The organism is Bradyrhizobium sp. LA6.8 (assembly GCF_040547935.1).
Lineage (GTDB): Bacteria > Pseudomonadota > Alphaproteobacteria > Rhizobiales > Xanthobacteraceae > Bradyrhizobium > Bradyrhizobium barranii.
The window spans coordinates 761,767-786,358 of sequence record NZ_JBEPQQ010000004.1; the positions used below are offsets into that span (position 1 = coordinate 761,767).

A 24,592-nucleotide genomic window follows, 5' to 3' on the forward strand; every position below is an offset into this window, starting at 1 on the left:
TCCAACGTGATGCGCAACTTCGGGAGGACTCCGCGACCTTAAGCCAAGCCGATGCAGCGTATCGAGGGCGTCCAGGACGCCACCTTCTTCCCGTCGCAGCCAGCATGGATTTGTCGCGTCTACAACAATGAGCCTGTCTTGGGAGGTTGCCCACGTTCGCTGCTGTCGCATCCAGTTGGACACTGGAGATGGCTGTCTTTTCCATCCGCACGCCACACGCGTCCTTCGGCCATACCGCACCGTTAGTCGGCTCATGGAGCAAGTGCCCGCACTCCTTCACTAAGCGCACAGCGCACTCCTCAAGCCCGCCTCAATGGGTTGCGGCTAAGCGCTAACGACAAAGCCCATCATCGGGAGCGATAAGAGGAATGCCGTCCAGAGTCCTATGCGCAGCGACTGCCGTAACAAACCCAGATGATCCGCCCCAAATTCTTGTGCGATAAAGGGCGCGACGGCCGCCAGCAGAGTGACCCAAAGCCGAGGCTGAAGACATAGACTCTGCCGGCCAACTCTGCCGCGGCGATCGCCTCAATCCCGATGCGTTCAACAAAACCATGATCGGTCGTCATCATCGCGGTTGCCCAACCTGAGTCAGAACCATCGGCCACGCAAGCTTCGCGGTCTAACAAATGAGGTAGGCACATCCCACGCGGCGTCCCGGCGACATCATGATCAGTAGACAATCTCGGCCGTAAGACGAGGCTCTTCGCCTCATCAGCTGCCGCACCAACCATCGAAAACCGTACGTGAAGTTATCGGACAGATCCTCCACGCATTCGCGCACAAAGACGTTCACTCTACGGGGACTTATACTGCTCATGTAGGGCCCTCGCTGAACCACCCACCAAGCCGATCGCGCGCGAGGAGCTCACCTATTGATTTATGGCATCTAGGCCAAGCAGCATAACGCCTCATCTTCGAGCGAATGCGAAACGCGGTTCTGGGTGGCGGTCCGCATCATCTTCTTCCTCCTCGTGCGACCGATGCTCGATTCTAGAGGCTGATGGCGAAGAGCCGACACAATTTGTTGGGCCGCTCTAGGTAAATTCTAGGGCGCGCGTGGTCAAGCAAGACCTAGTCACTGTGAGCAAAATGGCACGCCTATTGCTTTGAGGTAAACGAAAGAAGTGTAGCGAAGGCAGAGGGAGCCTTTCAATCACTTGCCGACAACTGTTTGGCGAGTGATTCGGATGAATGTGCGGCTTCAGGACAACTTTTTTGACAGGCAGATCACAGCAACTGCGCGGTCCCGGCGCTTTTCTCGGCCTGACATGGGGGAGAATCGAGTTGCTTGTCTACCAACGTGAGCTAAATGTGGCAACGACTGGGGGTTTTGCGGCTGGCGCGGGGATGCCACTCGCCAAGTCAATCCGTTGCCGATGCTTACCGGAGGCAGCGTCCACTCTGGTAAAATCGGTAGGGACCGGACTCGAATTTATGCGTGATATGCCAGTATTCCACCGCAGCGCGCTAACGAGTATGGAGCTACCTGATGGTCGCGCCCTTCGAAGCTATGACACACAAACTAGATGAGGGCCGCAGACCATCGGTCGTCTTTGTTGGCAGGAATAGCCGTGGCAACTGGGTCGCCCGCGAGCAGAGCCGGTATTTTTGGAGGCCTCTTCCTCACCCGCGCCCAAGCGCTCAAATACGCCTTGGCGGAAAATAACCATCATCCAGAAGCCATTGTCGAGATTTCAATCGAAATGGATCTGGATATCCCCGGAGAGCGGACGGAGGCGGTTTCATATGCCCCCCCAATTGGTCGCGATTCGAGATTGTCTTCCCAGTAGACGGAGATCGTCAACAGGGATCACCTCACGTAAATTGCATATTGCGAACAGGCTGACAGTGTCTCGTGTCTTCACGCGCCGTCGCCCCTACCGCAAGAACGATCAGGCCTTTGTCGAGAAGAAAGATGCCGCCGTCCGTCGCCTGATGGGCTACGGCCGCTTCGATGGCGTCGAGACGGCGCGCCCGATGGGCCGCCTCTATGCGGCGGCACGGCTCTACGTCAACTTCTTCCAGCCGTCGTTCAAGCTGAAGGAGAAGCGCCGCGGTGGGGCTAAAGTGATCAAACGCTATCATCTCCCATCAGCGCCCTATGAGCGTGCAGTGGCGCATCCCAAGGTGACCGCGGCCGTGAAGAAGCGGCTGCGTGATCAGTATCGCTCGCTCGATCCAGTCGCGCTGTTGGCCGAGATTCGAGCGACCCAGGACGAACTCGGCAATGACGTCGATCATCGTGCCGGACAGGCGCGCGGCCTGCAACCCCCAGCACGAGCACCGCGCCCGCGACCGCAGCCACTTTTGCGAAGACGCTCGGCAAGACGACGACGTCCGGCGAGTCGCGTGCCACGCACCGGCGCACCCGTCGGCCCTATAAAACCAGGGTTCGCATGCCCTCCAAGCTCGACCCGCATATTGCTGCGATCGAGGGCTGGCTCGCGACGCAACCGCAGCTAACTGCACTCGCCATCGTCGGCCGGCTCAGCGAGAAACACCCCGAGGAGTTCGGGACGAAACAGCATTCGATCGTGCAGCGTCTGCTGAGGGCGCTTAGACGGAAGACGGCCTAGCAGTTGGTCGCGGAGGAGCGGCTCGGCCAGACCGCCACGATGGCGCCGCAACCGCACGGACAGAGCCTGCTCGCAGGCTCGATGATCCGTTCCACCCGAGGCAGATGGGCAGGCAAGCAGCCGCGATTGCGATGAGAACCTTGATCCGGCGCGCTCCGCGATCGGCCCTGGATCACAGCCTCGGCTCTCTCCTGCGCCGCGTCCAGGATGCCTTGCGCGATCTCCACGTCTTCCAGCGGCAACTGATACTGATTTGGCCGCAGCTTCTCGGACTTCGCGCCGAATTTCTCGCGTCGCAATTCCCCGAGAATGACCTCCAGCCGACGTCGCGCTTCCTCCGATGCCGCCAGTGCCTCCTGATGCTCGCTCAAGGCTGAGTGCGTTTGCGCCAAAATCGCCTTCAGGCGTTCGTTCTCCGCGCGCAGCGCCGCAATGCTCATGCGCCATTTCGAGCACATCACCACTGCGCGTGCCACGTTCAAAATAGCTCCCGAGTCAATCTGCCGCAGTTATCCGGCCGCCTGCGGACGCCGCGCTTCTTGCGGGCGCACCAACCTCCAATCCAGCCCTTTGAACAGGGCTGCGAACCTCGCTGGCGATATGCGCATCACGCCGTCTGCGATCGTTGGCCAAACGAACCTGCAGCCTTCGAGGCGCTTATGAACTAACACGAGGCCCGTTCGATCCCAGACCACAATCTTGATCCGGTCCGCTCGTTTCGATCGGAACACGAAGGCTGCGCCGCTGAACGGGTCGAGGCGAAGCATCTCCTGCACCTTTGCCGCAAGTCCATCGTGGCCACAGCGGAAGTCGATCGGCCGCGTCGCGATGTAAATCTTCAGATCGGCACCGGCTGCGATCATCGTGACGCTCGCATTGCGCGGATCACCCGCGGTGCGAGGCGTCGCAGCCGACATTCGCGCCGCTGGTCGTGGAAAGCGCCTTGGAGGAGGGTCACGTTCCGGCGATAGCGCTTGAGATCGCGATCGGCGATGTGGTGCTGCGGACCGACACAGCCATAGATGGCGAGCAGCTGTCCCGCCGCTCCGTGCTTGCGCGCCACCTCGGACACCTGGGCACCGGGTGGCAGACTCTCGGCGACGATCCGAGCTCTCTCAGCCTCCGAACGCACGCGGCGTCCCGACGGTCCTTCAAGGACCTCCAGCCGGCTCACCGGCCTTACCGATGAGCCGTCCAAATGGACGTCCTTTTTGCTGTCCAATCGACAGTCGGTCGATCCACAGCCGGCCATCCGGATTGAGCATCACCTCGACGATTGCCGGATCTTCTAAATACCCTGCGATGGCGGGCCCGAACGCGTACGCAGCATACGCGCTCCGCGCAAGTTCGCCTCTGAATCAGAATGGATCGCAACGATTTGCCCCAAGCTGCTGAGGCCGCTTCGGTGCCCTCATCTGAAGGCAAATAAAAGATAGATCGCGTGTCACCGCAACAGAGGGAATATGCCGTTCGTAGTGTAGCGTAGAGAAAGGAAAATGTGAAAAGAGCGCCGGCTTGACGCGCCGACCCCTCGAGGGCGAGGCGAGAAATCAGTAATGAGCAATGGTCTGGAGCTTACTATTTTTACGCCCCTCCCGGTCGCGGTGTTTACTCGGGCTCCATTGCTTCTCCTGAACCACTGTCGCTCCCTCGCGTGGGCACGATTGAGGTCCCACTTTTTGAGGAAGCTCAAACCGGGGCTAATGAACCACATCAGCCGGCGGGCTGCCGCAGGCACCAATGCCGACACTGGTCGGGTGCACTACCGTGAGCCTAGTGACCCTGCACCATTCCCCCTGGGATCAGGGGGCCCAGTACTGCACGACGATTGCCAACGCAGAATGCAGGCATTCAAAGGTGATTTCTAGTCCGCAATGGCCGAGCTAAAATCGCAGATCTACTTGAGCTGCGCGTGTAGCGAGACATGGTCGAGTTCACCTTCCCACCACGACACAAATACCGCGGCAATACCGTTCCCGATGATGTTGGTAAGCGCGCGCACCTCGCTCATGAACTTGTCGATCGAGAATACGATGGCAATGCCCGGGACGAGGTCAGGACTGACCACGGTCAAGGTTGCGGCCAGGGTGACGAACCCAGCACCGGTAACACCACTTGCGCCCTTCGAGGTGAGCATCGCCACAACGAGTATCGTGAGCTGCTGGCTGAAGTCGAGATCGACCCCGAGCGCCTGCGCGATGAACAAGGTCGCCAACGTCATGTAAATGTTGGTCCCATCCAAATTGAAAGAGTATCCTGTCGGCACCACCAGGCCCACGACCGGCTTGGAACAGCCCAGCCGTTCGAGTTTTTCCATCAACTGCGGCAGCGCGCTTTCGGATGACGACGTTCCGAGCACGATCAACAGCTCATCCTTGATGTAGATGATGAACTTTAGAATAGAAAAACCGACCAAGCGCGCGACCAGGCCGAGCCCAATGATCACGAAGAGCCCGGCTGTCACATAGAACAGCGCAACCAAGCCGATGAGTTTACCGAGCGCGGACGGTCCGAATTCGCCGATAGTGTAGGCCATGGCGCCGAACGCCCCGATTGGCGCTGCCTTCATTACGATCCTAATGACACCAAACACCGCGTGTGCAGCATCGTCGACCAGGCTGCGCATCCGCTCACCCCGCTCGCCAAGCGCCATCAGCGAGAATCCGAATAGGATGGCAAACAGCAGCACCTGAAGCACGTCGCCTTGGGCCAGAGCGCCAACTACGCTATCCGGAATAATATTGAGGAGGAAATCGACGGCCTTCTGCCCTTCCGCTCTTTTGACGTAGTTGGCTACCGCCGCGGCATCAACCCTGGGAGCGAGCCCATGGCCTACCTGAACGAGATTGCCCATCACGAGACCCAAGATCAGCGCGAAGCTTGACACGATCTCGAAGTAAAGCAGCGCCTTGACGCCGACACGGCCGACCTTTCGTGCATCCTGCACATGCGCAATTCCGGACACAACAGTGCAGAAGATGATCGGCGCGATCACCATTTTGATCAGCTTGATGAATCCGTCACCAAGCGCCTTGACCCAGCTGCTCGTCCCCACAGCAGGCCACAGCCAGCCAACGAGAACGCCAATCAGGATCGCGATGACTACCTGGATATAAAGAACATTGTACCAGCGGCCAGATGGCTGGAGCAGGGCGGCGGCTTTGACAGAGCGGCGCTGACGGTGATTGTACATCACGCTCGACCCGGCGCCGTGGTACCAAAGAGTGGTGACAATGAAGGCTCGGCCCCGCTCAGTGTGCCCTTAGCGCGGCGCGCACAGGGCACTGACCGCTTTAAACAGCCCGGTCCGTTCCCGCGGTTTGCCGCCTCTCCCGATTCGGCTTGCCACCAACGCGAAACGAAGTTCTGAATCTCGCCTGAAACCAGCGGTAAAAGCTTGAGAAAGCTTGCTTGAGAGTTGGAATGCATCAGCGTCACCATTTCTATCTTTTTACTCCAAGAACCCACCAGCACCTTATAAGGCGCCACAACTCTAGCACCGAGCACCACTCTTCACCTGAACAGGCATTCTCGGCGCTATCGCGCCGGAGCGCGACGTACCTTTAAGAAACATTCACCCTAAAGAACTTGTGGTGGTGCAGCTCGCCTGCGTTCACCCGATTACTCGTCCTATCCTCACTTCAGGTGAATGCCCCGCTATCCTTAAAGACATCGACTTGGATCGCAAAAGCACAACGGCCGAGAAGACATGACAATCAAAATTGCTCACGCTGCCCTTGGCGATCTCGGTTGCGGCTTTTCAGACGCTGTGTTTTTTCCGTTTCGAACAACACTCCTCCTGAAAGAGCTTCTTACTCCTGTAGCTCGCCAAAGCCTTGAGTGAGCAGCTGCACCAGCTTCCGCTTGGTTAGATCTGGCATAGGCGCTGCATCCAGCCATTTCAGCGCCACCTCGACCAATTCGATCGCCCGATCCCTTTTACCGGTCTCGCAATAGTACTGAGCGACCGCCCCGTACGAGAGGAACTTCGCGTTCTCACTGCCTTGGGGCGGATTCGCCGCCAGGATGTGTTCGGAGAGGTCCTTGCCCATGGCAAAGCGCTCGGCATGTGGAAAACCCGAGTAGTCTTTCGCAGGGTCGAAGAGTTGGCGGATGGCCACGCGCATCCGATGCACGCATTTCTGCTCGATCGCATCGCGAACCAATTGGCGCAATACGACCAGGCCGGCGCGCATGTCGCGTATCTTGTGAAGCAACAATTCCGCATGAAGCTCATGGAGGCCGACATGGTCCGGCATCGCGGCGAGTGCCTCTTCAACTACTGAAAGAGCTGCCGCCCAATCCTCAGTATTCAGGGCGGCCCGAAGCCTGGCAAAGATCGGCTCCATCAGCTCTCGTTCGCGCTTTTCGCGTCGAGCTCTGTTTATCCTCTCCGCATCTAGGGCTTTGGCTTCGTCGCTCACTGCCCAGGAGCTGTTCAGAATTTTCGGCAGCACGTTCTCGAGTTCCGTCGGATGGCCGATAAAGGCCAAGCGGCCCTCACGATCGACCACGAATGACGAGGGAATGCCGAAAGAAACGCTGGGATCCATCCAAAGCTTGTTCATTTCGCCGGCGTAGTCGAATGCGATCGGGAAGTTCAGATTTGGCAAGTTCTTCGTCAACCAATCGTCCAAGCTGGCTCGCGCTTCATCTGCCGACGACGCTTGTTCCTCAGCCGCGATGCCTACCACCTCAACTCCGTTACTCCTGTATTTGCGTTGCAGGGTCACCAAACCCGGCATCGAGGCGATACATGGTGGACACCACGTCGCCCAAAAGTCGATGATGTATACCTTCCCAGGTTCGAACTTTGTAACGGGCTGGCCACGTAGCCAGTCCTCAACTTTGATGGAGGGAGCCGGCGAACCGACTGTCAGCACATTCTCCTCACCGACTTGACTTGCGCTCTCAGTCAGACTGGTCATTGCTCAAACTCCCTTTACCTGGCTCTGCGGAGAACAACAGCAAGCCGCATGCCAGCCAGCACTCATTGATAATGCGCATTTTCCTATCATTCCTGTCGAACCTGCGACGCATGTTGCATATCCGACCAGCTGTTTGGAGCTTCTCAGCCAATCTGTCGGCCGCCGTGCGGACGTTCTTGACGCCTGTAGGCCGAGAGCCGGAGGTCAGGCGGAAGGCCGAGTTCACCACTCCACATCTTGAACGGTTTCCAGGATGACCATTTCGGCGCTCCGGATCACGACGTGAACTGACCTGCTTTGGCCCGTCGAGTTGCGCTTGACGGCGATCTCACTCTCCAATTCAACTCTTTGAGCCAAGGGCCAATGAACCAGACCGGGGCGACCAGCTGCAGCACAACTTGATACCGAACGCCGTCTGATGCGCGCGATTGAGGGGTAGTGTCCGTCCTTTGCCGGCCATTGCTCGAGAATTAACCCCGTCCCGTACTCGACGAGGAAAGCCGACCCGAAATGCAGAACATTGAGCACACCGTTTCTTGCGCGCGATCATTCGGGCGGAAAGTAATCTCTGATGATCGCATAGCTGAGGACGATTGGCTGATCCGACCACCGTCACAACGATCCACGGCAGCGACAGGAATGGCCGATACAATATCAGCGCGAGTCCGGCTGCAATGAACAGAGCAGCTATGATTGCGAGCAGCTTTTGCATGTTCTTGCCAAGCCGGCGCAGCGAATCGGCGAGCGCGCCGAGCAGCAATGCGGCAACGCTTAGGGCGATCGCCATGACGAGACTGCAGGGCCCACGCGACCCGCTACATGTTGAAGAGATCGGCGCAATGTCCAGAGCCGCCCATCCGCATAGACGATCTTCAGGCTGACTGTCCCTGGGGCTCTTCGCAGTTGCCTCTTGCTGTGGAACCACAACTAGATCGAAGCGCCCGGGAAGGCACTGGATGCGGCAAGCACCTGAAATAGACCGCGCGAGCCTATCCATTTAAGCAATGCCTCGGCTGGTGCGGTTGCCGTTACCGCGCCCAGTGCACCCAGCATGATCATATAGCCGTGATGAGCGCCACGCGCTCTCTCGGAAACCAGAGCACGAGGTCGCCGACGGACGAGCGACTTCGCGGACCGTGCGTGCACCCTTACTTGAAATCGAGAAAGTTACCGATCCAAAGAAGAGGCGCAGGTGCAATCTAAATGGCGCCTTCGCGCCGCCACATCGCGAAGGACCCCCGCGCACGCACCGGCCTTATTTCTGTGGGGTGATGGGCCTCATATGAGGCGCACCAGCTCGTGCGCGCGTGACCGAATACACCTGCGCCTCACCGATTTCCGGCATGCATCACCAGCGTGCGATATGACTAACAACCGTTCGCCTGCCGCGCGTTGAGCGCGGCTCGCGGCCGTTGAAACGTATCTGCTTGCCTTGTGCGACCACTCGCTTGTCGGGAGGCCTCAGGGAGACTGCCGGCCGCACTGGCAGGCGGCGTGATCCCGTTGTTTCGCGAGAACGACGCAACCTGCCAATGCCCTGCGCGAGCCTTCAACCAAATTTGAATAGCACACCGTAACCGCCGCGTGGGTAGCTCCACTCGATATCACCTCCTTCTTCGCAGATCACCCTGCACGTGCCGCACTCCATACACCCGTCGACCGTCACCTCAACATGACCTTTATCGCTGAGCTCGTAGCACCGTGCAGGGCATGCCTTCAGCATCGATAAGAGCCGCGAAGATGGTGTGCTGTGCGGCCGGACCTTGATATGGGCGCGGCCGGAATCCACGAGATAGCGGTTGTAGAATAGTTTGTCCTCGACACGTCGGGAGGGCTCGCTCGACATTCTTTCTGGCTCCGTCGTTGGTCGTAGTCTTTGGTTTGTGATCACCGCCAGGCCCGGGCAATGCGCAGGGCATCGCTGAACAGTCCACTCCACGATCGCGCCTTGATGAACGAGCTCAGTATGAGCTTCTCTTTCTCAAGCTTTGGTGTGCCGTCCACGCGCACGTAATCCTGCATCGCCTTGGAGAAGAGCTGCGGATATGTGAGAAAGAGGTTCTGCGAGTGGGTATGCATCAGTGCCGGCATATCCTTGTACTTCTTCAGGTCCTTAATCACGAAGGAATCATTCAGTAGTTTTTTGTAAAGCGAGAGATTTTTGGCCGTCATCGGATCATTTCGCGATTTGACAAGGCAGATCGCTTCCGCGGCGATACGGCCTGACGTCATCGCCAGATTGGACCCCTCCCGATGGATGGCGTTGTTGAGCTGGGCGGCGTCTCCGACAACGACCCAGCCCTCACCACAAAGCTGCGGGATGGCCTTGTATCCACCTTCGGGGATCAAATGCGCGGAATATTCCTTTACTTCCGAACCCTCGATCAACGGCGCGACGGACGGGTGACGCTTGAAGCTCTCGAGCAGGCCGTAAGGCGTCTCGCCGGTACGCTGGAAGTCGGCAACAAGACAGCCGATGCCGAGCGAGATGCATTCCTTGTTGGAATAGATGAAGCCCATACCGGTCATGCCGCGGGAAATGGTTCCGGCGGCTTCGATGACGAGCCCCTCGTCGCCTTTGAGATTGAAGCGAGCATCGATTGTCTCACGCGACAGGAAATGCATCTCCTTGACCGCGAGCGCGAGCTTGTCCGGTTTCGGCCGCCCTCTTAAGCCCGCACCCGTCCCGAGCACTCCGTTTACCCCCTCGGCCAGCACGACGACATCTGCATGGATTTCACCCCCATCTCGGTCAGTGCGCACCCCGACGACCCTCCCATGGGAATCCTGGAGGAGCTCGGTCACTGTGGTCTCGCACAGCACCGTAGCGCCGGCCTCGCGGACCTTCTGCGAGAACCATTTATCGAACTGCGCGCGGATGATGGTGTAGCGGTTCGGCTTCTCCTCGTTGAAATCATCGGAGCGATAGTGAATCCCCGTATGCGAACGCTCGTCCACGATCCAGAAGCGTTGCTCGACGAGATGCCGCTCAAGCGGCGCATCTTCTCGGAAATTTGGGATTAGCTTCTCCAGCATATCGGCATAGAGGATGGCGCCTTGCACGTTCTTCGACCCCGAATACTCGCCGCGCTCCAGCTGCAGCACTTTCAGGCCCCGCTCGGCCATGGTAAGCGCTGCCGCATTCCCGCCCATGCCTGCACCGACGACGATCGCGTCGAATCTTTCCTCGATCATGAACAAGCTCCCCTAGCCAGCGATGCGGTCGTGCGAGTGCGGCGACAGCTGCGCGCGGAATGCAGAGGTCAATGCGGGCAACAGTCGAATAGCGTCGGCGACGATGCCGATATGGGCGAAGTCGAAGATCGGAGCGTTCTTGTCCGTGTTGATCGCAACGATGAGGTCGCCCCCCTCCACGCCAACGCGATGCTGGATCGCGCCGGAAATACCTGCCGCGATATAGAGCTTTGGCCGAATGGTTTTCCCGGTCTGGCCGATTTGTCGGTCCGAGGTGACCCAGCCCTTCTGGACCAGCGGCCGCGAGCAGCCATATTCGGCGCCAAGCACGTCCGCGAGCTGCTGTACCAGTTGGAAGTTCTCAGGCGATCCCAGACCGAGCCCTCCAGCGACGACCACGTCGGCATAGGCAAGGTTGGACTTTGTAGAATCGCGGTCCGGGAGGAACGACAGCACTTTTGTGACGATATCTTCTTCTGCAAGCCCGAGCGGATGCGAGATGACACGCCAGACGGCGCCGGTCACGCGCTTCGGCATCGGCATCACGCGCGGACGGACGGTTGCCATCTGTGGACGATAGTTCAGTGTGTAGATCGTGCACAATAGTGAGCCGCCAAACGTCGGCCGGGTCGCTGCAAGCGAGCCGTCGGCATCGACATCGAGCTCGGTGCAGTCGGCAGTTAGGCCGGTGAGCAGTGTGGTGGCCACTGAGCCGGCGAGATCGCGGCCCAGTGTAGTTGCCCCTAGCAGTAGGATTTCCGGCTTGTACGTACTGACCAGCTCTGACAGGGCCTTGGTGTAGGATTCATTGCGATAATCGGCCAAGAGATCATCCGCGACGATATAGGCGACGTCGGCGCCGTAGCAGAAGGATTCGGCGATCGCCTGCTGCGTTGTCTCACCCACCGGGCCGATGACAACCGCGGCGAGGTCAACGTTGAGCTTGTCGGCGAGCCGGCGGCCGGCACCCATCAGCTCCCAGGAGACGGGGTGCACTATCCCGCGTTCCTGCTCGATGAAGACCCAGACGTGCCTATGCGCCTTGAATCGTTCGGGCAACTCCCTCTTGGTCGCCGCGCGACCACCACCCGCGGCCGGAGCGGCGCTTTTGGGCGCGGTGCTCATCATCTGTACTCCCATCCGTGTTCAGTAGCGGCTCGCCAGCGAAGGGTGCTCCGCCTGTTTGAATTCGCGCGTGAAGATTGCTTCAGTTAAGAGTTCGGCCGCGTGCCCGCCGCCATTTTTCAACACCGCCTGGCAGCAGCGCGGGGCCGAGGCACCCATTGCTGGACCTTTGTCGACGAGCCCCGAAGCACGCGCTTCGGGTTCTTGCCGGGTTCGGCATTCTGGGGCCACCATTTGGCAATGGTACTAGTGAGGCACGCAACCGCGCGGTAGTCACTCGATCCGATCGATTGGTCCCCCTCATCTTCGAGATGCAACCAAGTTGGAACAGATCGAGGACCTGCCAGGGGTGCGGCTGGTGCCATTGTCGGCTGCGAGCTTGCCGGTGAAAACGCGATCCATTACTCCGAATGCCCTCGCAATATTTCCGATTGCAGCGACACGTCCGCAACTCTTGGCGAAGGCACGAGGGTTGGCGGTGAAGCCGCCCATCAACGGCACCGTGAGACCGGCGCTGGAGAGCAAGGGCTCCCCCCCGCGAAACCTCGGCCATTGATCGGCCAATGGGAGTGATTTCGTCGACGAATCTTTGGCGCGGATCAAGCGCAGCTTTCAATTCAGCCAGGCCGGAATATGCAAACGTCACTTTGGCGTCGCGACGCATCATGATGCCGACACGCAGCGCGCGCGAAACTGCGCGGCGTCCAAAATAAACTCGATGCGGACCAAGATGTGCATTCGCTTCCCCACACTAGCTGAGCATATCTCAGCAATTGTCGTACCAATTGCGCAGACGATAAAAATTGACCGCCAATACAGACTCTTACTGAAGGAAATCGGATTGGCAGCCTCTCACGAGGATCGGAACATTCGATAGCCGCGCTGCACCCGTGTCCGGAATGCGACAGACGACATTCATCCGAATCTTGCTGCGCTTTCCTCGTCAAATATGCGCTCCCCGGCTGCCGGCGTACCATTGCAGGAGCTAGGTGCACCATGAGCACCAGCTTGAATCGATGGAAATATCAGGGCTGAGCCGTGATTACCTTCAGGAGCCGAGTGTCCAAGCTGCGGATCCGCGAGGCCGTAACTGCAACTTTCATTTGAATTCGACGCCCTGGGAGGGTGGCCGGTTCTCTGAACCTTCACGCTCCAGAGCACGAGATACAAACTCAATTCACTCGAAGGAACTGAGCTGCACCAATGCTGGCTGCTTGTTCGATTGTGGTGCGGCCGCATTTTTCAAGACTTTGAACACGCGCTGTTCGATCGGGGAGGACGTGACGAAATCGGCATAGGCGCGCTCAAGCGTGGCCTTGCAACGCGAGGCGATGTCAGGATCGGATGCACCGGTAAACTCCTCGCCGGCGAGATATTCACCCATGCGACGCAGAATATGAAGCCGCGCCACGTCGATGATTTTCGCATCGTACTCGACGCCGAGCACTGCAAAAAACTCCTCTGCCGCGGAGGCCTTGTTCAATTGCGAAAGGATCCCGTCCATCGTCATTCTCAACCTCCATCTAGATCCGCGAACAGAAACCGTCCTGGCTGAATGTTCCAACCTGATCGCGCGAAGCGCATGGCTGACCACCTGGTCGCCCTCGGTTGAAGAGCGAGCTCTCGCGAATGTCGCGCCAGATCGCCACCACCGTTTCCTGGGAAACCGGGCCTTTGTGCTCGACGGCATGCTTACGGACGCGCGCGAGAATGGTCCCGGCTTGGTCGGCAGTGACCGAAAGCTGCAATGCTCGCCGATCACAATGCGGTGGGAGCGGCCGAGCAACCCCGGGTCCAACGCTTGGTAGGCGGGCCGGTCTTTTAAGAGCCCATCGAGGTCAAGACATGCCCGCCGACGAGCGCTTGTTGAGCGGAATGGTGGGCACGCTGCGGCTGCACCGGCGGCCGCGACTTTTTCCAGTTCGGAGAGCAGCACGCCGGTATCACGGCCGTAGATCTGGCTGAGTGCGACGGCAACTTCCTCCAGCGGCCCATTGCCGGCTCGCTCTCCCAATCCAATGACCGTCAGAGGGGCGTGCGTCGCACCGGCCTTGATCGCCGCCAGCGTATCAGCCGTCGCCGGGGCAAGATCGTCTTGGCCGTGGAATTCGAACTCGAGATCGGTGCTGGCGCGCAGTGCGGCCATGAGCGTTAAGGATGCGTCAGGATTGAGCAGGCTCAGCGTATCTGAGAGACGAAAGCGCCGCGCGCTGGCCGCCTTGGCGCTTGCGATCAGCTCGATCAGGAAGTTGAGATCGGCACGCGAGGAGTCTTCGCCACCCAGCGCTACATCCAGTCCCTTGTCGCGAGCGTGGGCCACGACGCGCTTCATCCGCTCCAGTGCGGCCAAACGGCCGCCACCGAGTTTCGCGCAATCTGCACGTCGGACGAGGGAATCGATAGGATTACCATCGAAATACCGGCCACGATGATGCAAACGGCAGCATCGCGCCAAACTCAAACGTTCGCGTATGAGTGAGGCGTAGCTCCGCTTCAGCAGATTGCCAGCAGGAATAGCGCTGCGGTTTGTCGTCCAATGATGGATTGGATTGAGAGATCAGGTTTTTCGCGTAGTTGGAGGCGGTATGTGCGCGACGTGTGCACCGGGAGCCACGCGGACGAACGCGTCCGCGCCCAGGCGTCGCGTGGCTAGGCAAGGTCAGTTCGTTTGAAGAGAAAGCCTAGCGCAACGAGAGCCGCGCCATGTCCCCGCATCACAGTTGCTGCCGCGGATAGCAGCGCACGCGCTCCGGGTATGTGGCGACGTTGGTGATCCGCAGGGCTTGGGGTATGTCCTCGCTCCATAGCGGTGTGTTCATGTTGGCGCCGCCGGCGTTGTTCGGGCTTCGCGTGGCGTTGCCGGCGAGGTTCTGCGCCGTGACGCGGTTCACTTGCGAATGTCCGCCATAGTTCCGGTTCGCCGGATGACCGTCGACGCCGAGCAGGTAGCCATTGACCCGCGCCGCGGACGAGCGGTCCTATCTCCGCATCGACGTCCGCGGGTTTTATCCGGCACCAGCCGATGATCCTGGCCCCAAGGCCCGCTTCGGCGACCGCTCGGATCGCGGCAATCTCTTCCTGACCCATCGCCGGCGTGCCGGCCTCGATCTCCGTGACTCCGGCCGCGGCCAGCGCACGCGCGATCGAGACCTTGTCCGGTGCCGTGAAGGCCACGCCGGGTGTCTGTTCGCCGTCGCGCAGCGTGGTGTCATTAAGGACTATGGACCTCGACCGATCTTTGTCGGGCCCGGTGATTGCGGCAGCGAACGCCATCAGCGGCTCCGTATGTTTATTCCGTAAGCTGTTCAGCAATTGCTGTGCCAACCCGCTCGAATTCCCGAGAACCTGTGAATGACGTCGAATTTCAGATTAGTCGGGTGTGTCGCAAATCCGACAGGGTGGAAACGGCGGAGCGCCAGGTTCGGGGCGCTTGCGACCGAGCTGAAGGCAAGCGCCGAGCTTAGAAGCATGTTAGCCGGGCAACGGTTCGGGCCTGACCTCAAGCTGCAGCAGTTCGGGGAAGGCGCGTGCATTCCGGCGCTTATCGAAGAAGATTCTTGAGCCATCGGGTCGTCCAACCACAAGTCGGCGTTCGTAAAAAGTTCAGCGGGGCGCGATGGAGAGGGCGGATGTTGGCCTCGATCGCGCGTCAACATAGAACATCTTGGCGTAAATGTGACGGTCGCATCCGCCAGTTATCAAGCCCGATATCGGCGCCGCCGCGTCCTGCTTAGGCCGCCTGCGCGAAGTTGTTTAGCCGGTGTCTTTTCAAACCCTCACTCTGGTCATGTGACAGTTGGCCGAAAGCTGTCCGATACACCGGGGCTCGCGCCGAGGAGCGGGCATCCATTGTGAGCTCAGCCATGCGAACTTGGGATGGCATGGACGGGGTCATCGAGACGACGCAGATGATCCCGCCGGCGTCCGGCCATCCGGCTCTCCCCGCTCTCCTCGCCGAAGCAAAGATCAAAATCATTGCATTCCGTGCAGACCGGCGCGGTACACATCACCAGACCGTCATCTTCGCATAGCGTGCGATAGAAGAAGCGCTTCCAGCGCATGTTCTTGGTGTTGCGAGCCGCCAGCGGCCCGAAATGGCGCATCAGGAGGCGGGACAATTCGTCCCGCTCCCGCAGACCGAGATCTTCCCACAGGTGATTAGGCTCCATGGCGCGCCGCGCGATCATCGTCGCGAGCCAGCCGCCGACCTCGCCATGGGTGGAACGTTGCGCTAGCAGGAGGTCTCGCACCATAATCGTCTCGTCAGGAGCCGGTAACGCGGACTGTTCGCGCCAGGTACAACTCCTGACCGGCGTGGATGGAAAGTACTGCACCAAGAGCGCATCGAGCTCCTGGTTAGTCAAGCCAGCCCGTTCGGGCAGTTGGCCGCCATCCATAGCGGATGCGGCGAGAACGCAAGCGAGCACATGGCGATCGAAATCCTCATCGTCGCTGATGTCGACTTCTGTTGGATGGCGCCCGGTCAGAAGCCCGTAGAGCTCACTTGCATCGCGCGGCTCGCGGACGTGAGCTGCTGATACAGGAGATGACATCGTATTGGCCAATTCGCTTTGTGTGCCAATCATGAAGGTCCCCCAGCTTCTGAGTGGACGATGTCGGCCTTCCCCGGTCGAGAAGGCCGACAACATGAACTATGCCGAAGCAGCGGCGAGCTCGGCGGCGGTCTTGCCGACCAGGCTCTCGTCGACAGGCTTGATGATGCCGTGCTCCATGAGCATATCCTCGAGCTCTTCCATGCTGATTGGCGTCGGGATGGCGCCTTGTCCCGCATTATTGTGGATCTTGCTCGCGAGATTGCGATAGTGATCCGCCTGCTTGGACTCTGGCGCGTATTCCAGCACAGTCATGCGGCGCAGCTCCGCGTGCTGCACGACGTTGTCGCGTGGCACGAAGTAGATCAGCCGGCTGCCGAGCTTCTTGGCAAGAGCATCTGCCAGCTCCAGCTCCTTGTCGGTCTGGCGCTCGTTGCAGATCAGGCCGCCGAGGCGCACGCCGCCGGAATTCGCATACTTCAGAATACCCTTCGAGATGTTGTTGGCGGCATACATCGCCATCATCTCGCCGGACATCACGATGTAGATTTCCTGTGCCTTATTTTCACGGATAGGCATCGCGAAGCCGCCGCAGACGACGTCGCCCAGCACGTCGTAAGAGACGTAGTCGATGTCCTCATAGGCGCCATTCTCCTCCAGAAAGTTGATCGATGTGATCACGCCTCTTCCGGCGCACCCGACCCCCGGCTCTGGACCGCCGGACTCGACGCATCGAATGTCCTTGTAGCCGAGCTTGATGACGTCCTCGATTTCGAGGTCCTCAACGCTGCCGGCATCCGCCGCCAAGCTCAGAATGGTGTCCTGCGCTTTGGCGTGCAGGATGAGGCGGGTCGAGTCCGCTTTGGGATCACAGCCGACGATGAGAATCCTTTGGCCCAGCTCAGCAAGAGCCGCCAGCGTATTTTGCGACGTTGTCGATTTACCGATGCCACCCTTGCCATAAAACGCGATTTGTCTCAGCGAAGACATGTTGCTCTCCATCAACCGATTGCCAATTTTGCGCGCCGAACGCGCGAGGCTGTTTCTCTCTCAGAAACGTGGGCACACGGGTTTCGGGAAGGAGGCCATCGCTCGCCATCGGCGTCGGCGTGCCCTCAGCCCTCACTCCTTGTTGCTGCATCCAGGTAGCAACTGGCGTGCCATTCGTTCGCACGCGCGTTAAGCATCTGACTAGGCTTGACTAATAGCGCAGCGTCCGAGACCGGAAGCTGTGGCGGACCCGACAGAGGCAAGGGCTCTGACAGAAACCCGACAAAGCCTGGCGCGTGGATTCGTGCAGATGGGGTTCGAGGACACCGCCATCATCAAAGGCGAATGTTCCACGACCGGCATGATGGGTACTTGCCGTCAGATGGGTGGCATATCGCTTGCTTTGCCAATCGCGGAACGCTGTTTCCGTGTGACGCGATGTTGTGAGGACAATATGCCTGGAATTGGAAGTAAGTTGCCGCCGTTCGACATCACAGGCGTGAAGCCCGGCTTTCACCTGCCAGAGGAGAACGGGCAGAGCGCCTTCGAGACGCTGACTGACAGGAGTTTCCCGGAAAATGGAAAGTCATCTACTTTTTCCCGAAGGATTTCACATTCGTCTGCCCAACCGAAATCGGTGAGTTTGCTCGCCTGTCCAAGCATTTCGCCGATCGCGATGCAATCGTGCTTGGTGGCTCGACCGATAACGAGCTTTGCAAGCTCGCCTGGCGGCGTGAGCACAAGGATCTGCACCGTCTATCGATCTGGCAGTTTGCCGACACCAAGGGCGCACTGGTCGATGGCCTTGGAGTGCGATCGCGTGATGGCATCGCGCATCGCTACACGTTCATCGTCGATCCTGAGAACACGATCCAGCATGTCTATGCGACAAGCCTCATGTCGGCCGCAGCCCGACGGACACGTTACGCGTTCTGGATGCGATACAGACTGATTAGCTCTGCCCTTGCAACCGCGAAATCGGCGGCGACACGCTTAAAATTGCCTGAGGCAACATATCGAAAGTGCAGCAAGGAGCAGCTCCCGAATTCGAAGGACGTCAGATTCAATCGTTTTTGGATACAGACGATCTTACCGCAAATGCGCGCCTGCTGCTAGCGAGTACGGCACGCAATTCAATTCTCATTGCCGCCATGCCGTCTGCCGCGGCCGCCGCGCTGTCCGCGCGCGGCAGTCGCTGCGGCGAAATCGACAGTCTCGATGATGACGATGAACAAGGTTCACCACCGCTCTTGCTCACCTCATAACAAATCCCGCATACAAGAGGATGCCGGCGCGTCTCCGCATGAACATACAAAATACTTGTACGCTTCTGCGCCTACTCGACGCACATCTCCTGCCGGTTCCTTTATATTGTCGCCGTAGGCCGGACCGCGGCTATTCCCTTCTTTCTGCGCCTTGCCGGCACGTCGCAGCCCGTATTTGGGCTCGGCAGATCTATATTCAGCGATGTAAGCCGCACTATGTGACGAACGAGCCGGGCTTATCAGTCCCTGATTAAAACCATGACACTCGACGAGTTTTAGGCCAAGTGAGCCGGTCTATCAGGAAATCGGTCAGCTCGTTCATCGCGCGAGCTGACCCTCGGGCGCAGAACCTGAAACGATCGGATGGCCCGGCGGTCGTAAGCCGCCTGGCCGTCTCGATCACCACGCCGGTCAATTTCCGAACCTTGACGCGTATCTCAGCGCTGGTGACCCAAGCCAATCCCCAAGGTATGTGCTTTCTGTCTTAGAGAGCCCTCGGATCGCTTCATAAGCTTTGAAACCCTAGCTACAGGGGTGCGGGCCTTTGAGTGCGCTTTGAGCAGCTTGACGTCATCCTTACTATACTCTTTGCGCTTGGTGCTTTTTGCCACGTGTTCTCCGATTCCGCTTTGCACATTTGCCTGTAGCGTCTTGTTTTGGCGAAGACGCAACTGCTTTCCACTACCATATCAATGGTCATCGACAACTATTCAAGCGGATTTTTCTCTTGTAGATAAGAACCGGGACTACACGCGAATTTGTCCGCTGTCCTCTCGATCTATATCCGCGTGACAAACCTGATTCTCGACGTGCACGTCAGCGCCTTCAACATGGAAGCAAGCCATAGAGAAGGGACACTCGATGCGTCTTCGTAAAACAATCCCTTCTTGCTTGAACGCGCCGACTTCACTCACCAGTTTCGTAGTATGATATTTCCAAGCCCCAATACTATTGATGGAGTAGAGCGGATTGGCCGGGACAGTCGCACTGCCTCACTTGCGCGCGCATCATCAACCGGCCTTCACAGCGAGTGCACGGCGGCGGACTTAATGACGAGTACTCACAAAGGCAAATCTTGCGAAGCCTGAGCGTTACTCCTCGTCAGCAGATCGAGCACGGCTCGCTGATCCAATTTAATCTACCGCAGTATCCTTGGTTTAATAAGCCACGTTGACGTTCCCAGGCCATTCCGTCCTCAGCGAACAGTTCTGCGAGACCATCGCCGGTCCCCCGTCTCATGGACCCGATGAACGAGTGAGCGATCTGCTCGTGATATTTCCCGGGCCGGGCACTACGGCATGGCAAGCAAGCCGCGGGCCTAGCCGTCCTGTGTGAGCTTGGCACCGGCAGGCGATTGCTTGATCGACTTGCCAGAGCGCTTGGCCAGCACAATGCCGGCGCGCTGCGGCTCATTCGTGAGCTGTAACAGTGACCTCCACCGTCGAGCAGATGCAGGTCGAACTTCCAACCCGGCGGAACGGATTCTGCGTCATGTCGGACGACTCGCAACAAATCCAGGCAAGATGTGGAACTTTCTGCCGGAGCGTCAGGCAGGGCTCAGAGGCTGTATCAATAGCGGCGAGCGTCTACTCGATCTCCGTCAAGGCGCCTTCGAGCACCATCTCCACATCTATTGCCAGAACATCTCCACATCTATTGCCAGAACAAACGTTCAGGGTCGGCGTTCAGAACCGCTGTCGCCAGGCCAAGCCGTTGATGGGTTGAATGCCACTCCCAAACGCCCGTGCGGTGATCTTTGCGGAGCAGCTGCCATGCCGCCCCAGTCCTATCGTGGTGCAGCAGCGCGACGTCGACGAGGCCGCCCTCCGCATTGATATTGCCTGAGCAGCACGGGCTCTCGACCAGATAGCCGCCAGCAACCGCTGTCACCTTTGGCGAGACATATCGGTAGTGCTCGCGCTTCTTCAGCGCGCGCACGATCCGCCACCGGTCGAGCTCGTTGGGATGCGCAGGAAATCCGGAATGATGTCGCCTGATGATTGCGGCGCTCATTGCGCGATATCCTAGACTGCAGAGATTTCTGCCTCGAGGCAGCCAACCACCAACTGCTTGCCGAAGTCGACCATATAAATGGGTAGGTTCGCTTCCGTATGGCGACCGACCTGGACGATCTCACCAATGTACCCGACGCTGACCAGACACTCTTCCGCCGACGCGTCGGGAAAGGAACCGTCGTTGAGCAGATCGATTGCGGCCTTGACACGTTGGCCTGACCGGCATTTTGGCAATCTTGGTTCGATCATCGGGGTGCCGCTCCTGGCAAGAACGGCTCCTCGCCTTCGCGGTTTCGCGTGACTAGATCGAGTTCCTTGCATTTCATGCCGACGCGATTGCCGGAGTTGAGGAATTCGACTCCATAGATATAAAATTGTTGCAGGAATGTGCCGATCGAGATGACATAGCCAAGCTCGCCTTTCTTGACCAGAACCTCACCGATCTCCTTGCCCACATAGGTGCCGTCGTTGCGGATAGTGCGGTTGGCCCGCACGTTGTCACCATAATCAAAGAATGGGGCGTCCGTCAGCTCGACGATGTCACTATCACGGGCGATGTTGCTCATGCTGCCGTCCCTGTTCCATAGTTCAACTGTACCGCGCCCGGCCTTACGGACCGCCCTATCATGATGCTCGATCAACCCCCGCCATTCCCGCACGGCGGCGCTTGCGATCACGGATCGCATGAGCCTGTCGGGATCCCGGTGCAGCAACATCAACGCCCGCAACCTAAACTCCAGATGCTCCAGATAACTATCGTGAGCCCATGGTTGATGTTGAAGAAGCCACCGACGCGGCACGCGCGTCTGTCATCGAGGGAGGCGTGCTTGAGCCGGCGGCGAGCCGCGTGCTCCAGCGCGGGATGCGCACAGCCGACAGAGTCGACCTGATTACCCCGGCAACCCAGGGCATTGTGGACGTCATCACTCACGGTCCCGCCCATACGCTCGAGCGTGCCCAACAACACCTTGGTGCCAGCCTTGTCCGCGGGACAAAGCCCCAGCTGTCTCCCGACAGCTGCCGTCCATCCCGAGTTGCCCGAGACGCATCTGCAAGTCGGCAATATGCGTTGAGCGAGAACAGGAAGACCCACACGAGGTGCTCTCATAACAGCCGAACTCCGGCTTGGTGGCGCCGACCGCACCGGTGGCAGGAAATTCGATTCCGCATCACGTGATCGGGTGCGAACGCCTTGGCATGGCGCAGGTGTACTTTCTGCACCTTCATCGAGGTGAAACCCTGCCGCCCTGGGATGATGCTCGGCCGGCTCGACACCGTGCGACCAAGACAGGACTCGGTGAGGAGGCCCTCGTTTTCTCTCGGACGACCGACTGAAGAAGGCCTCGGGCATGAATGTCGACTGATCAATGATGGCCGCAGGTGACTGGATTGATATCGCGGAAGACGGGTCCTGCGCTCTTCGTGGGCCCATAGGCGAAATCGATCCTCGACGCTCAAGACAGCGGCCTTTGGGCCGACAAGAATAGCTCGACGCGCTCCCACCGACGTGCGCGTCGCCAGAATATGGTTTGGCAACTGGCGAAAAGGTTGGCGACCAGGGCGAGCCGTCCACCCGGTCTGAGAAGGCGAAAGCCGCGGCCGGCGCCTCGTCAAGGCGGGCATCATCCGCCCGAGTTTCTGAACCGTTAGTGTCGTAGTGACATCCATCGTGGCCCTCAAGCAGGCTCCTGGTGACGCGGCAGCGCCGTGTCGAGCACGCATGTGTTGTCAACCGGGCAAACCGCCACGCATTGCGGCTCATCAAAGTAGGCGGCGCACTCGGTGCATTTCTCAGGATCGATCAGGAAAACGCCGGCTCGTTCGGAAATAGCGAGATTCGGGCATTGCGTTTCGCACGCCGAACAGCCCGTGCATTGCGAGGCGATGATCTTGAACGGCATTGTCTGACCCCATCCTCAGGCGGCGGAAATCAGCGTATTGTGGCGGGCCGCCGCATCGACCCGCTCAACGTGCTTGATCTTCCCCTCATTGACTTTATCGAGATAGAGTTTGAACCAGGCGATCGCCGAGCCATCGATGAACTCGCCGGCATACTGATCGACCGGCTCGATTCCGGCCTTGATCAATTCGGCCTTCGGGCAGCCGCCGATCTTTGACACGAACACGGCATGGCAATCGTTGATGGCGCCGATGGCGACTTCGAGCTTGCTGTCCTCGCCATGGCCGCCCTGGCAATAGGGATGAATAGGACGATGGCCAACGAATTTTGCGCCTGAAGTCGAGAGCTCGTAGATCTGGAACTCCTTGGCATGACCGAAGTGCTGGTTGATCAATCCCGAGCCCTTGGTTGCAACCGCCACCAGCACCTTGATTTCGCTGGACGCGCTGGCGAGCTCCGCAAGCTGCTCCTGCTTGGCCGCAAGCCTTGCAATGCGCGCCTTCTCGACTTTGGCCTGATACTCCTTTCGGGCCTGTTCATCATATTTGAAGTCCATGGCCATGATCTGTTCAATGGTGAATTCGCCGCCGCGGTCCTCCCCGAGCAGTCCGACGGCGTCGGCGCGGCACTGGCGACAGTGACGCATCATGTTCATCTCGCTTTCGCAGCTATCCTGCAATGCTGTCACTTCCTGTGCCGTCGGGGCGCGTTGCCCGCTGCGACCGAACACGGTGCCGTGCTCGGGTGACGAAATCAGCGGCATCACGTTATGCAGGAAGGCGCCGCGGGACTTCACGGCTTTGTTAACCTCAACCAGATGCTGATCGTTAATCCCGGGAATCATCACCGAGTTGACTTTGCACAGGATGCCGCGCGCGGTGAGCATCTCCAGGCCCTGGAGCTGCCGATTGCTGAGGATGCTTGCAGCTTCAATGCCGGTGTAGCGCTTGTGGCGGTAAAAGATCCAGGGATAGATCTTTGCGCCAATATCGGGATCGATCATGTTGATCGTGATCGTCACGTGATCGACCTTAAGTCTTGCAATCGTGTCGACATGATCAGCTAGTGCCAGACCGTTCGTCGAGAGGCACAGCTTGATGTCTGGCGCGAATTTATTGACGAGCTCGAACGTCTTGAATGTCTTGTCCGAATTCGCCAAGGGGTCGCCAGGGCCAGCAACGCCGACCACGCTCATCTGAGGGATGGCGGAAGCGACCGCCAGCACCTTCTTGGCGGCCTGCTCCGGCGTCAACTTCTCGCTGACAACGCCGGGGCGCGATTCGTTGGCGCAATCGTACTTACGATTGCAGTAATTGCACTGGATATTGCAGGCCGGTGCGACCGCGACATGGATCCGGGCATAATGGTGGTGCGCCTCCTCGCTGTAGCAGGGATGGTTCTTCACCTTTTCCCAGACCTCCTTCCGCACATTGCCGATGCCGGCCTGAGATCCGCACCTGCCCTTGCCGCTGCCATCGACCGTACCGCAGCTGTTGTGCTTAGTCATGACTTGCATGGTCTCGCTGATCTCGCCGCCGCCACAGGATACCTGGTGTTGCGCTGAAGTACTCATTCTTCCAATTCTCTTCGCAAGCCGAATCCTTCCAGCAAGCATCCCCAGAGTCGTTTCTGAAAAGCCAAGAGCAACTGGCGTGCCATACCTGCCACAAACGTATTTTGTGGTTCGCTTCAAGCAGTTAGGTACCGCCTGCTCGAATGTCAGTTTTATCAACTCATGTTGGAAAGCTGACAGAATTGCGATCACAAGAGCGCCGGCAGCGCTATTGTGACGGCGGGTACGCGGGTTCATCTATGCCCTTGGGCAAAGAGCATGGCGGCTGGTCGTTGAAAGTTGATCTTGTCGCCGAAATGTGACGCGTATGCAAAGCACAATCCGCCAAAGACGTTCGGGAGCTTTGAAGGACAACTTGAACCGGCGATCCTTCTTAGCATTACAGTTGTCTTTTTGATTTGACATGAGCGCGTTGAGCGGCAGCCTGATGAGCTCTGCGCCAGAAAGACCATGCGATGATGCGTGCGGG

At 58.9% G+C, this 24,592-nt stretch carries 23 protein-coding genes and 4 pseudogenes; 3 read left to right on the forward strand and 24 right to left on the reverse strand.

All coding sequences use genetic code 11. From position 1 onward, the window contains the following. Nucleotides 1–324: 324 nt before the first annotated feature. Nucleotides 325–408 (reverse strand): hypothetical protein, encoded by an 84-nt coding sequence (locus ABIA90_RS23635; protein WP_247458304.1) that lies wholly within the window; start codon nucleotides 406–408, stop codon nucleotides 325–327. Then, on the reverse strand, nucleotides 384–572 hold the full coding sequence (locus ABIA90_RS23640; protein WP_247457891.1) for a hypothetical protein: 189 nt from the start codon (nucleotides 570–572) through the stop codon (nucleotides 384–386). The genes ABIA90_RS23635 and ABIA90_RS23640 overlap by 25 nt, the downstream gene beginning before the upstream one ends. A 1,177-nt stretch (nucleotides 573–1,749) precedes the next feature. Between ABIA90_RS23640 and ABIA90_RS23645 the strand changes: the two genes are divergently transcribed. Next, entirely contained in the window at nucleotides 1,750–2,466 is a 717-nt protein-coding gene (locus ABIA90_RS23645) for a hypothetical protein (protein ID WP_354119247.1), read from the forward strand. Further along, a complete protein-coding gene (locus ABIA90_RS45615; protein ID WP_502916638.1) occupies nucleotides 2,400–2,579 on the forward strand; it encodes a hypothetical protein in 180 nt (59 codons plus the stop codon). The genes ABIA90_RS23645 and ABIA90_RS45615 overlap by 67 nt, the downstream gene beginning before the upstream one ends. Here the strand turns inward: ABIA90_RS45615 and ABIA90_RS23650 are convergent. The 16 genes and pseudogenes from ABIA90_RS23650 to nifH all read right to left on the reverse strand — a co-directional run bounded on the left by ABIA90_RS23650 (nucleotide 2,576) and on the right by nifH (nucleotide 17,370). Continuing rightward, nucleotides 2,576–3,019, reverse strand: a complete 444-nt coding sequence (locus ABIA90_RS23650) for an IS66 family transposase (RefSeq protein WP_354119246.1) — start codon at nucleotides 3,017–3,019, stop codon at nucleotides 2,576–2,578. The genes ABIA90_RS45615 and ABIA90_RS23650 overlap by 4 nt on opposite strands. 69 nt (nucleotides 3,020–3,088) lie before the next feature. Beyond that, on the reverse strand, nucleotides 3,089–3,442 hold the full coding sequence (tnpB, locus tag ABIA90_RS23655; RefSeq protein WP_247457893.1) for an IS66 family insertion sequence element accessory protein TnpB: 354 nt from the start codon (nucleotides 3,440–3,442) through the stop codon (nucleotides 3,089–3,091). Then, entirely contained in the window at nucleotides 3,439–3,831 is a 393-nt protein-coding gene (locus ABIA90_RS23660) for a transposase (RefSeq protein WP_256470585.1), read from the reverse strand. Before ABIA90_RS23660 ends, tnpB begins: the two co-directional genes overlap by 4 nt. Continuing rightward, a pseudogene (locus ABIA90_RS23665) lies at nucleotides 3,797–3,909 on the reverse strand (P-type conjugative transfer ATPase TrbB); the annotation flags it as partial. The gene ABIA90_RS23660 and the pseudogene ABIA90_RS23665, both read right to left, overlap by 35 nt. Before the next feature lie 567 nt (nucleotides 3,910–4,476). Further along, nucleotides 4,477–5,772, reverse strand: a complete 1,296-nt coding sequence (dctA, locus tag ABIA90_RS23670; RefSeq protein WP_247457894.1) for a C4-dicarboxylate transporter DctA — start codon at nucleotides 5,770–5,772, stop codon at nucleotides 4,477–4,479. A 619-nt stretch (nucleotides 5,773–6,391) separates the two neighbouring features. After that, on the reverse strand, nucleotides 6,392–7,507 hold the full coding sequence (locus tag ABIA90_RS23675) for a TlpA family protein disulfide reductase (protein WP_247457895.1): 1,116 nt from the start codon (nucleotides 7,505–7,507) through the stop codon (nucleotides 6,392–6,394). 340 nt (nucleotides 7,508–7,847) lie between these two features. Further along, nucleotides 7,848–8,294 (reverse strand): hypothetical protein, encoded by a 447-nt coding sequence (locus ABIA90_RS23680; RefSeq protein WP_354119245.1) that lies wholly within the window; start codon nucleotides 8,292–8,294, stop codon nucleotides 7,848–7,850. 762 nt (nucleotides 8,295–9,056) lie between these two features. Next, nucleotides 9,057–9,353, reverse strand: coding sequence for a ferredoxin family protein (locus ABIA90_RS23685; RefSeq protein ID WP_247457897.1), 297 nt, complete (start codon nucleotides 9,351–9,353; stop codon nucleotides 9,057–9,059). Nucleotides 9,354–9,394: 41 nt separating this feature from the next. Beyond that, entirely contained in the window at nucleotides 9,395–10,702 is a 1,308-nt protein-coding gene (locus tag ABIA90_RS23690; protein WP_247457898.1) for an FAD-binding protein, read from the reverse strand. A gap of 12 nt (nucleotides 10,703–10,714) precedes the next feature. Then, nucleotides 10,715–11,830: an electron transfer flavoprotein subunit alpha/FixB family protein gene (locus ABIA90_RS23695; protein ID WP_502916602.1), complete on the reverse strand. Its 1,116-nt coding sequence runs from the start codon at nucleotides 11,828–11,830 to the stop codon at nucleotides 10,715–10,717. Between the two features lie 1,174 nt (nucleotides 11,831–13,004). Then, on the reverse strand, nucleotides 13,005–13,337 hold the full coding sequence (nifW, locus tag ABIA90_RS23700; RefSeq protein WP_247457899.1) for a nitrogenase stabilizing/protective protein NifW: 333 nt from the start codon (nucleotides 13,335–13,337) through the stop codon (nucleotides 13,005–13,007). 13 nt (nucleotides 13,338–13,350) lie between these two features. Then, nucleotides 13,351–14,257, reverse strand: a pseudogene (locus ABIA90_RS23705) (hydroxymethylglutaryl-CoA lyase-like TIM-barrel protein); the annotation flags it as partial. Nucleotides 14,258–14,541: 284 nt separating this feature from the next. Next, nucleotides 14,542–14,718, reverse strand: a complete 177-nt coding sequence (locus ABIA90_RS23710) for a hypothetical protein (RefSeq protein WP_247458361.1) — start codon at nucleotides 14,716–14,718, stop codon at nucleotides 14,542–14,544. Nucleotides 14,719–14,806: 88 nt separating this feature from the next. Then, nucleotides 14,807–15,100: pseudogene (locus tag ABIA90_RS23715) on the reverse strand (hydroxymethylglutaryl-CoA lyase-like TIM-barrel protein); the annotation flags it as partial. Nucleotides 15,101–15,684: 584 nt separating this feature from the next. Then, complete coding sequence (locus tag ABIA90_RS23720; protein ID WP_247457900.1) at nucleotides 15,685–16,413, reverse strand: nitrogen fixation protein NifQ; 729 nt, start codon at nucleotides 16,411–16,413, stop codon at nucleotides 15,685–15,687. A 66-nt stretch (nucleotides 16,414–16,479) separates the two neighbouring features. Continuing rightward, a complete protein-coding gene (gene nifH, locus ABIA90_RS23725; protein WP_247457901.1) occupies nucleotides 16,480–17,370 on the reverse strand; it encodes a nitrogenase iron protein in 891 nt (296 codons plus the stop codon). A 454-nt stretch (nucleotides 17,371–17,824) separates the two neighbouring features. Between nifH and ABIA90_RS23730 the strand changes: the two are divergent. Beyond that, a pseudogene (locus ABIA90_RS23730) lies at nucleotides 17,825–18,326 on the forward strand (redoxin domain-containing protein). A gap of 1,962 nt (nucleotides 18,327–20,288) precedes the next feature. Here the strand turns inward: ABIA90_RS23730 and ABIA90_RS23735 are convergent. The 6 genes from ABIA90_RS23735 to nifB form a co-directional block, all read right to left on the reverse strand. Beyond that, nucleotides 20,289–20,648, reverse strand: a complete 360-nt coding sequence (locus ABIA90_RS23735; RefSeq protein WP_247457902.1) for a DUF3024 domain-containing protein — start codon at nucleotides 20,646–20,648, stop codon at nucleotides 20,289–20,291. An 11-nt stretch (nucleotides 20,649–20,659) separates the two neighbouring features. Next, the gene (locus ABIA90_RS23740; RefSeq protein WP_247457903.1) at nucleotides 20,660–20,899 is read right to left on the reverse strand and encodes a nitrogen fixation protein NifZ; all 240 of its coding nucleotides are present in this window, start codon (nucleotides 20,897–20,899) and stop codon (nucleotides 20,660–20,662) included. Further along, nucleotides 20,896–21,216 carry a nitrogen fixation protein NifZ gene (locus ABIA90_RS23745; protein WP_247457904.1) on the reverse strand — a complete coding sequence of 107 codons (321 nt, stop codon included), beginning with the start codon at nucleotides 21,214–21,216 and terminating at the stop codon, nucleotides 20,896–20,898. Before ABIA90_RS23745 ends, ABIA90_RS23740 begins: the two co-directional genes overlap by 4 nt. A 149-nt stretch (nucleotides 21,217–21,365) precedes the next feature. After that, nucleotides 21,366–22,412, reverse strand: a complete 1,047-nt coding sequence (locus tag ABIA90_RS23750; protein ID WP_354122476.1) for a 4Fe4S-binding leucine-rich repeat protein — start codon at nucleotides 22,410–22,412, stop codon at nucleotides 21,366–21,368. Beyond that, nucleotides 22,327–22,551, reverse strand: a complete 225-nt coding sequence (locus tag ABIA90_RS23755) for a 4Fe-4S binding protein (RefSeq protein ID WP_247457905.1) — start codon at nucleotides 22,549–22,551, stop codon at nucleotides 22,327–22,329. The genes ABIA90_RS23750 and ABIA90_RS23755 overlap by 86 nt, the downstream gene beginning before the upstream one ends. Nucleotides 22,552–22,566: 15 nt before the next feature. Then, nucleotides 22,567–24,123 carry a nitrogenase cofactor biosynthesis protein NifB gene (gene nifB, locus ABIA90_RS23760; protein WP_354119545.1) on the reverse strand — a complete coding sequence of 519 codons (1,557 nt, stop codon included), beginning with the start codon at nucleotides 24,121–24,123 and terminating at the stop codon, nucleotides 22,567–22,569. Nucleotides 24,124–24,592 lie beyond the last annotated feature (469 nt).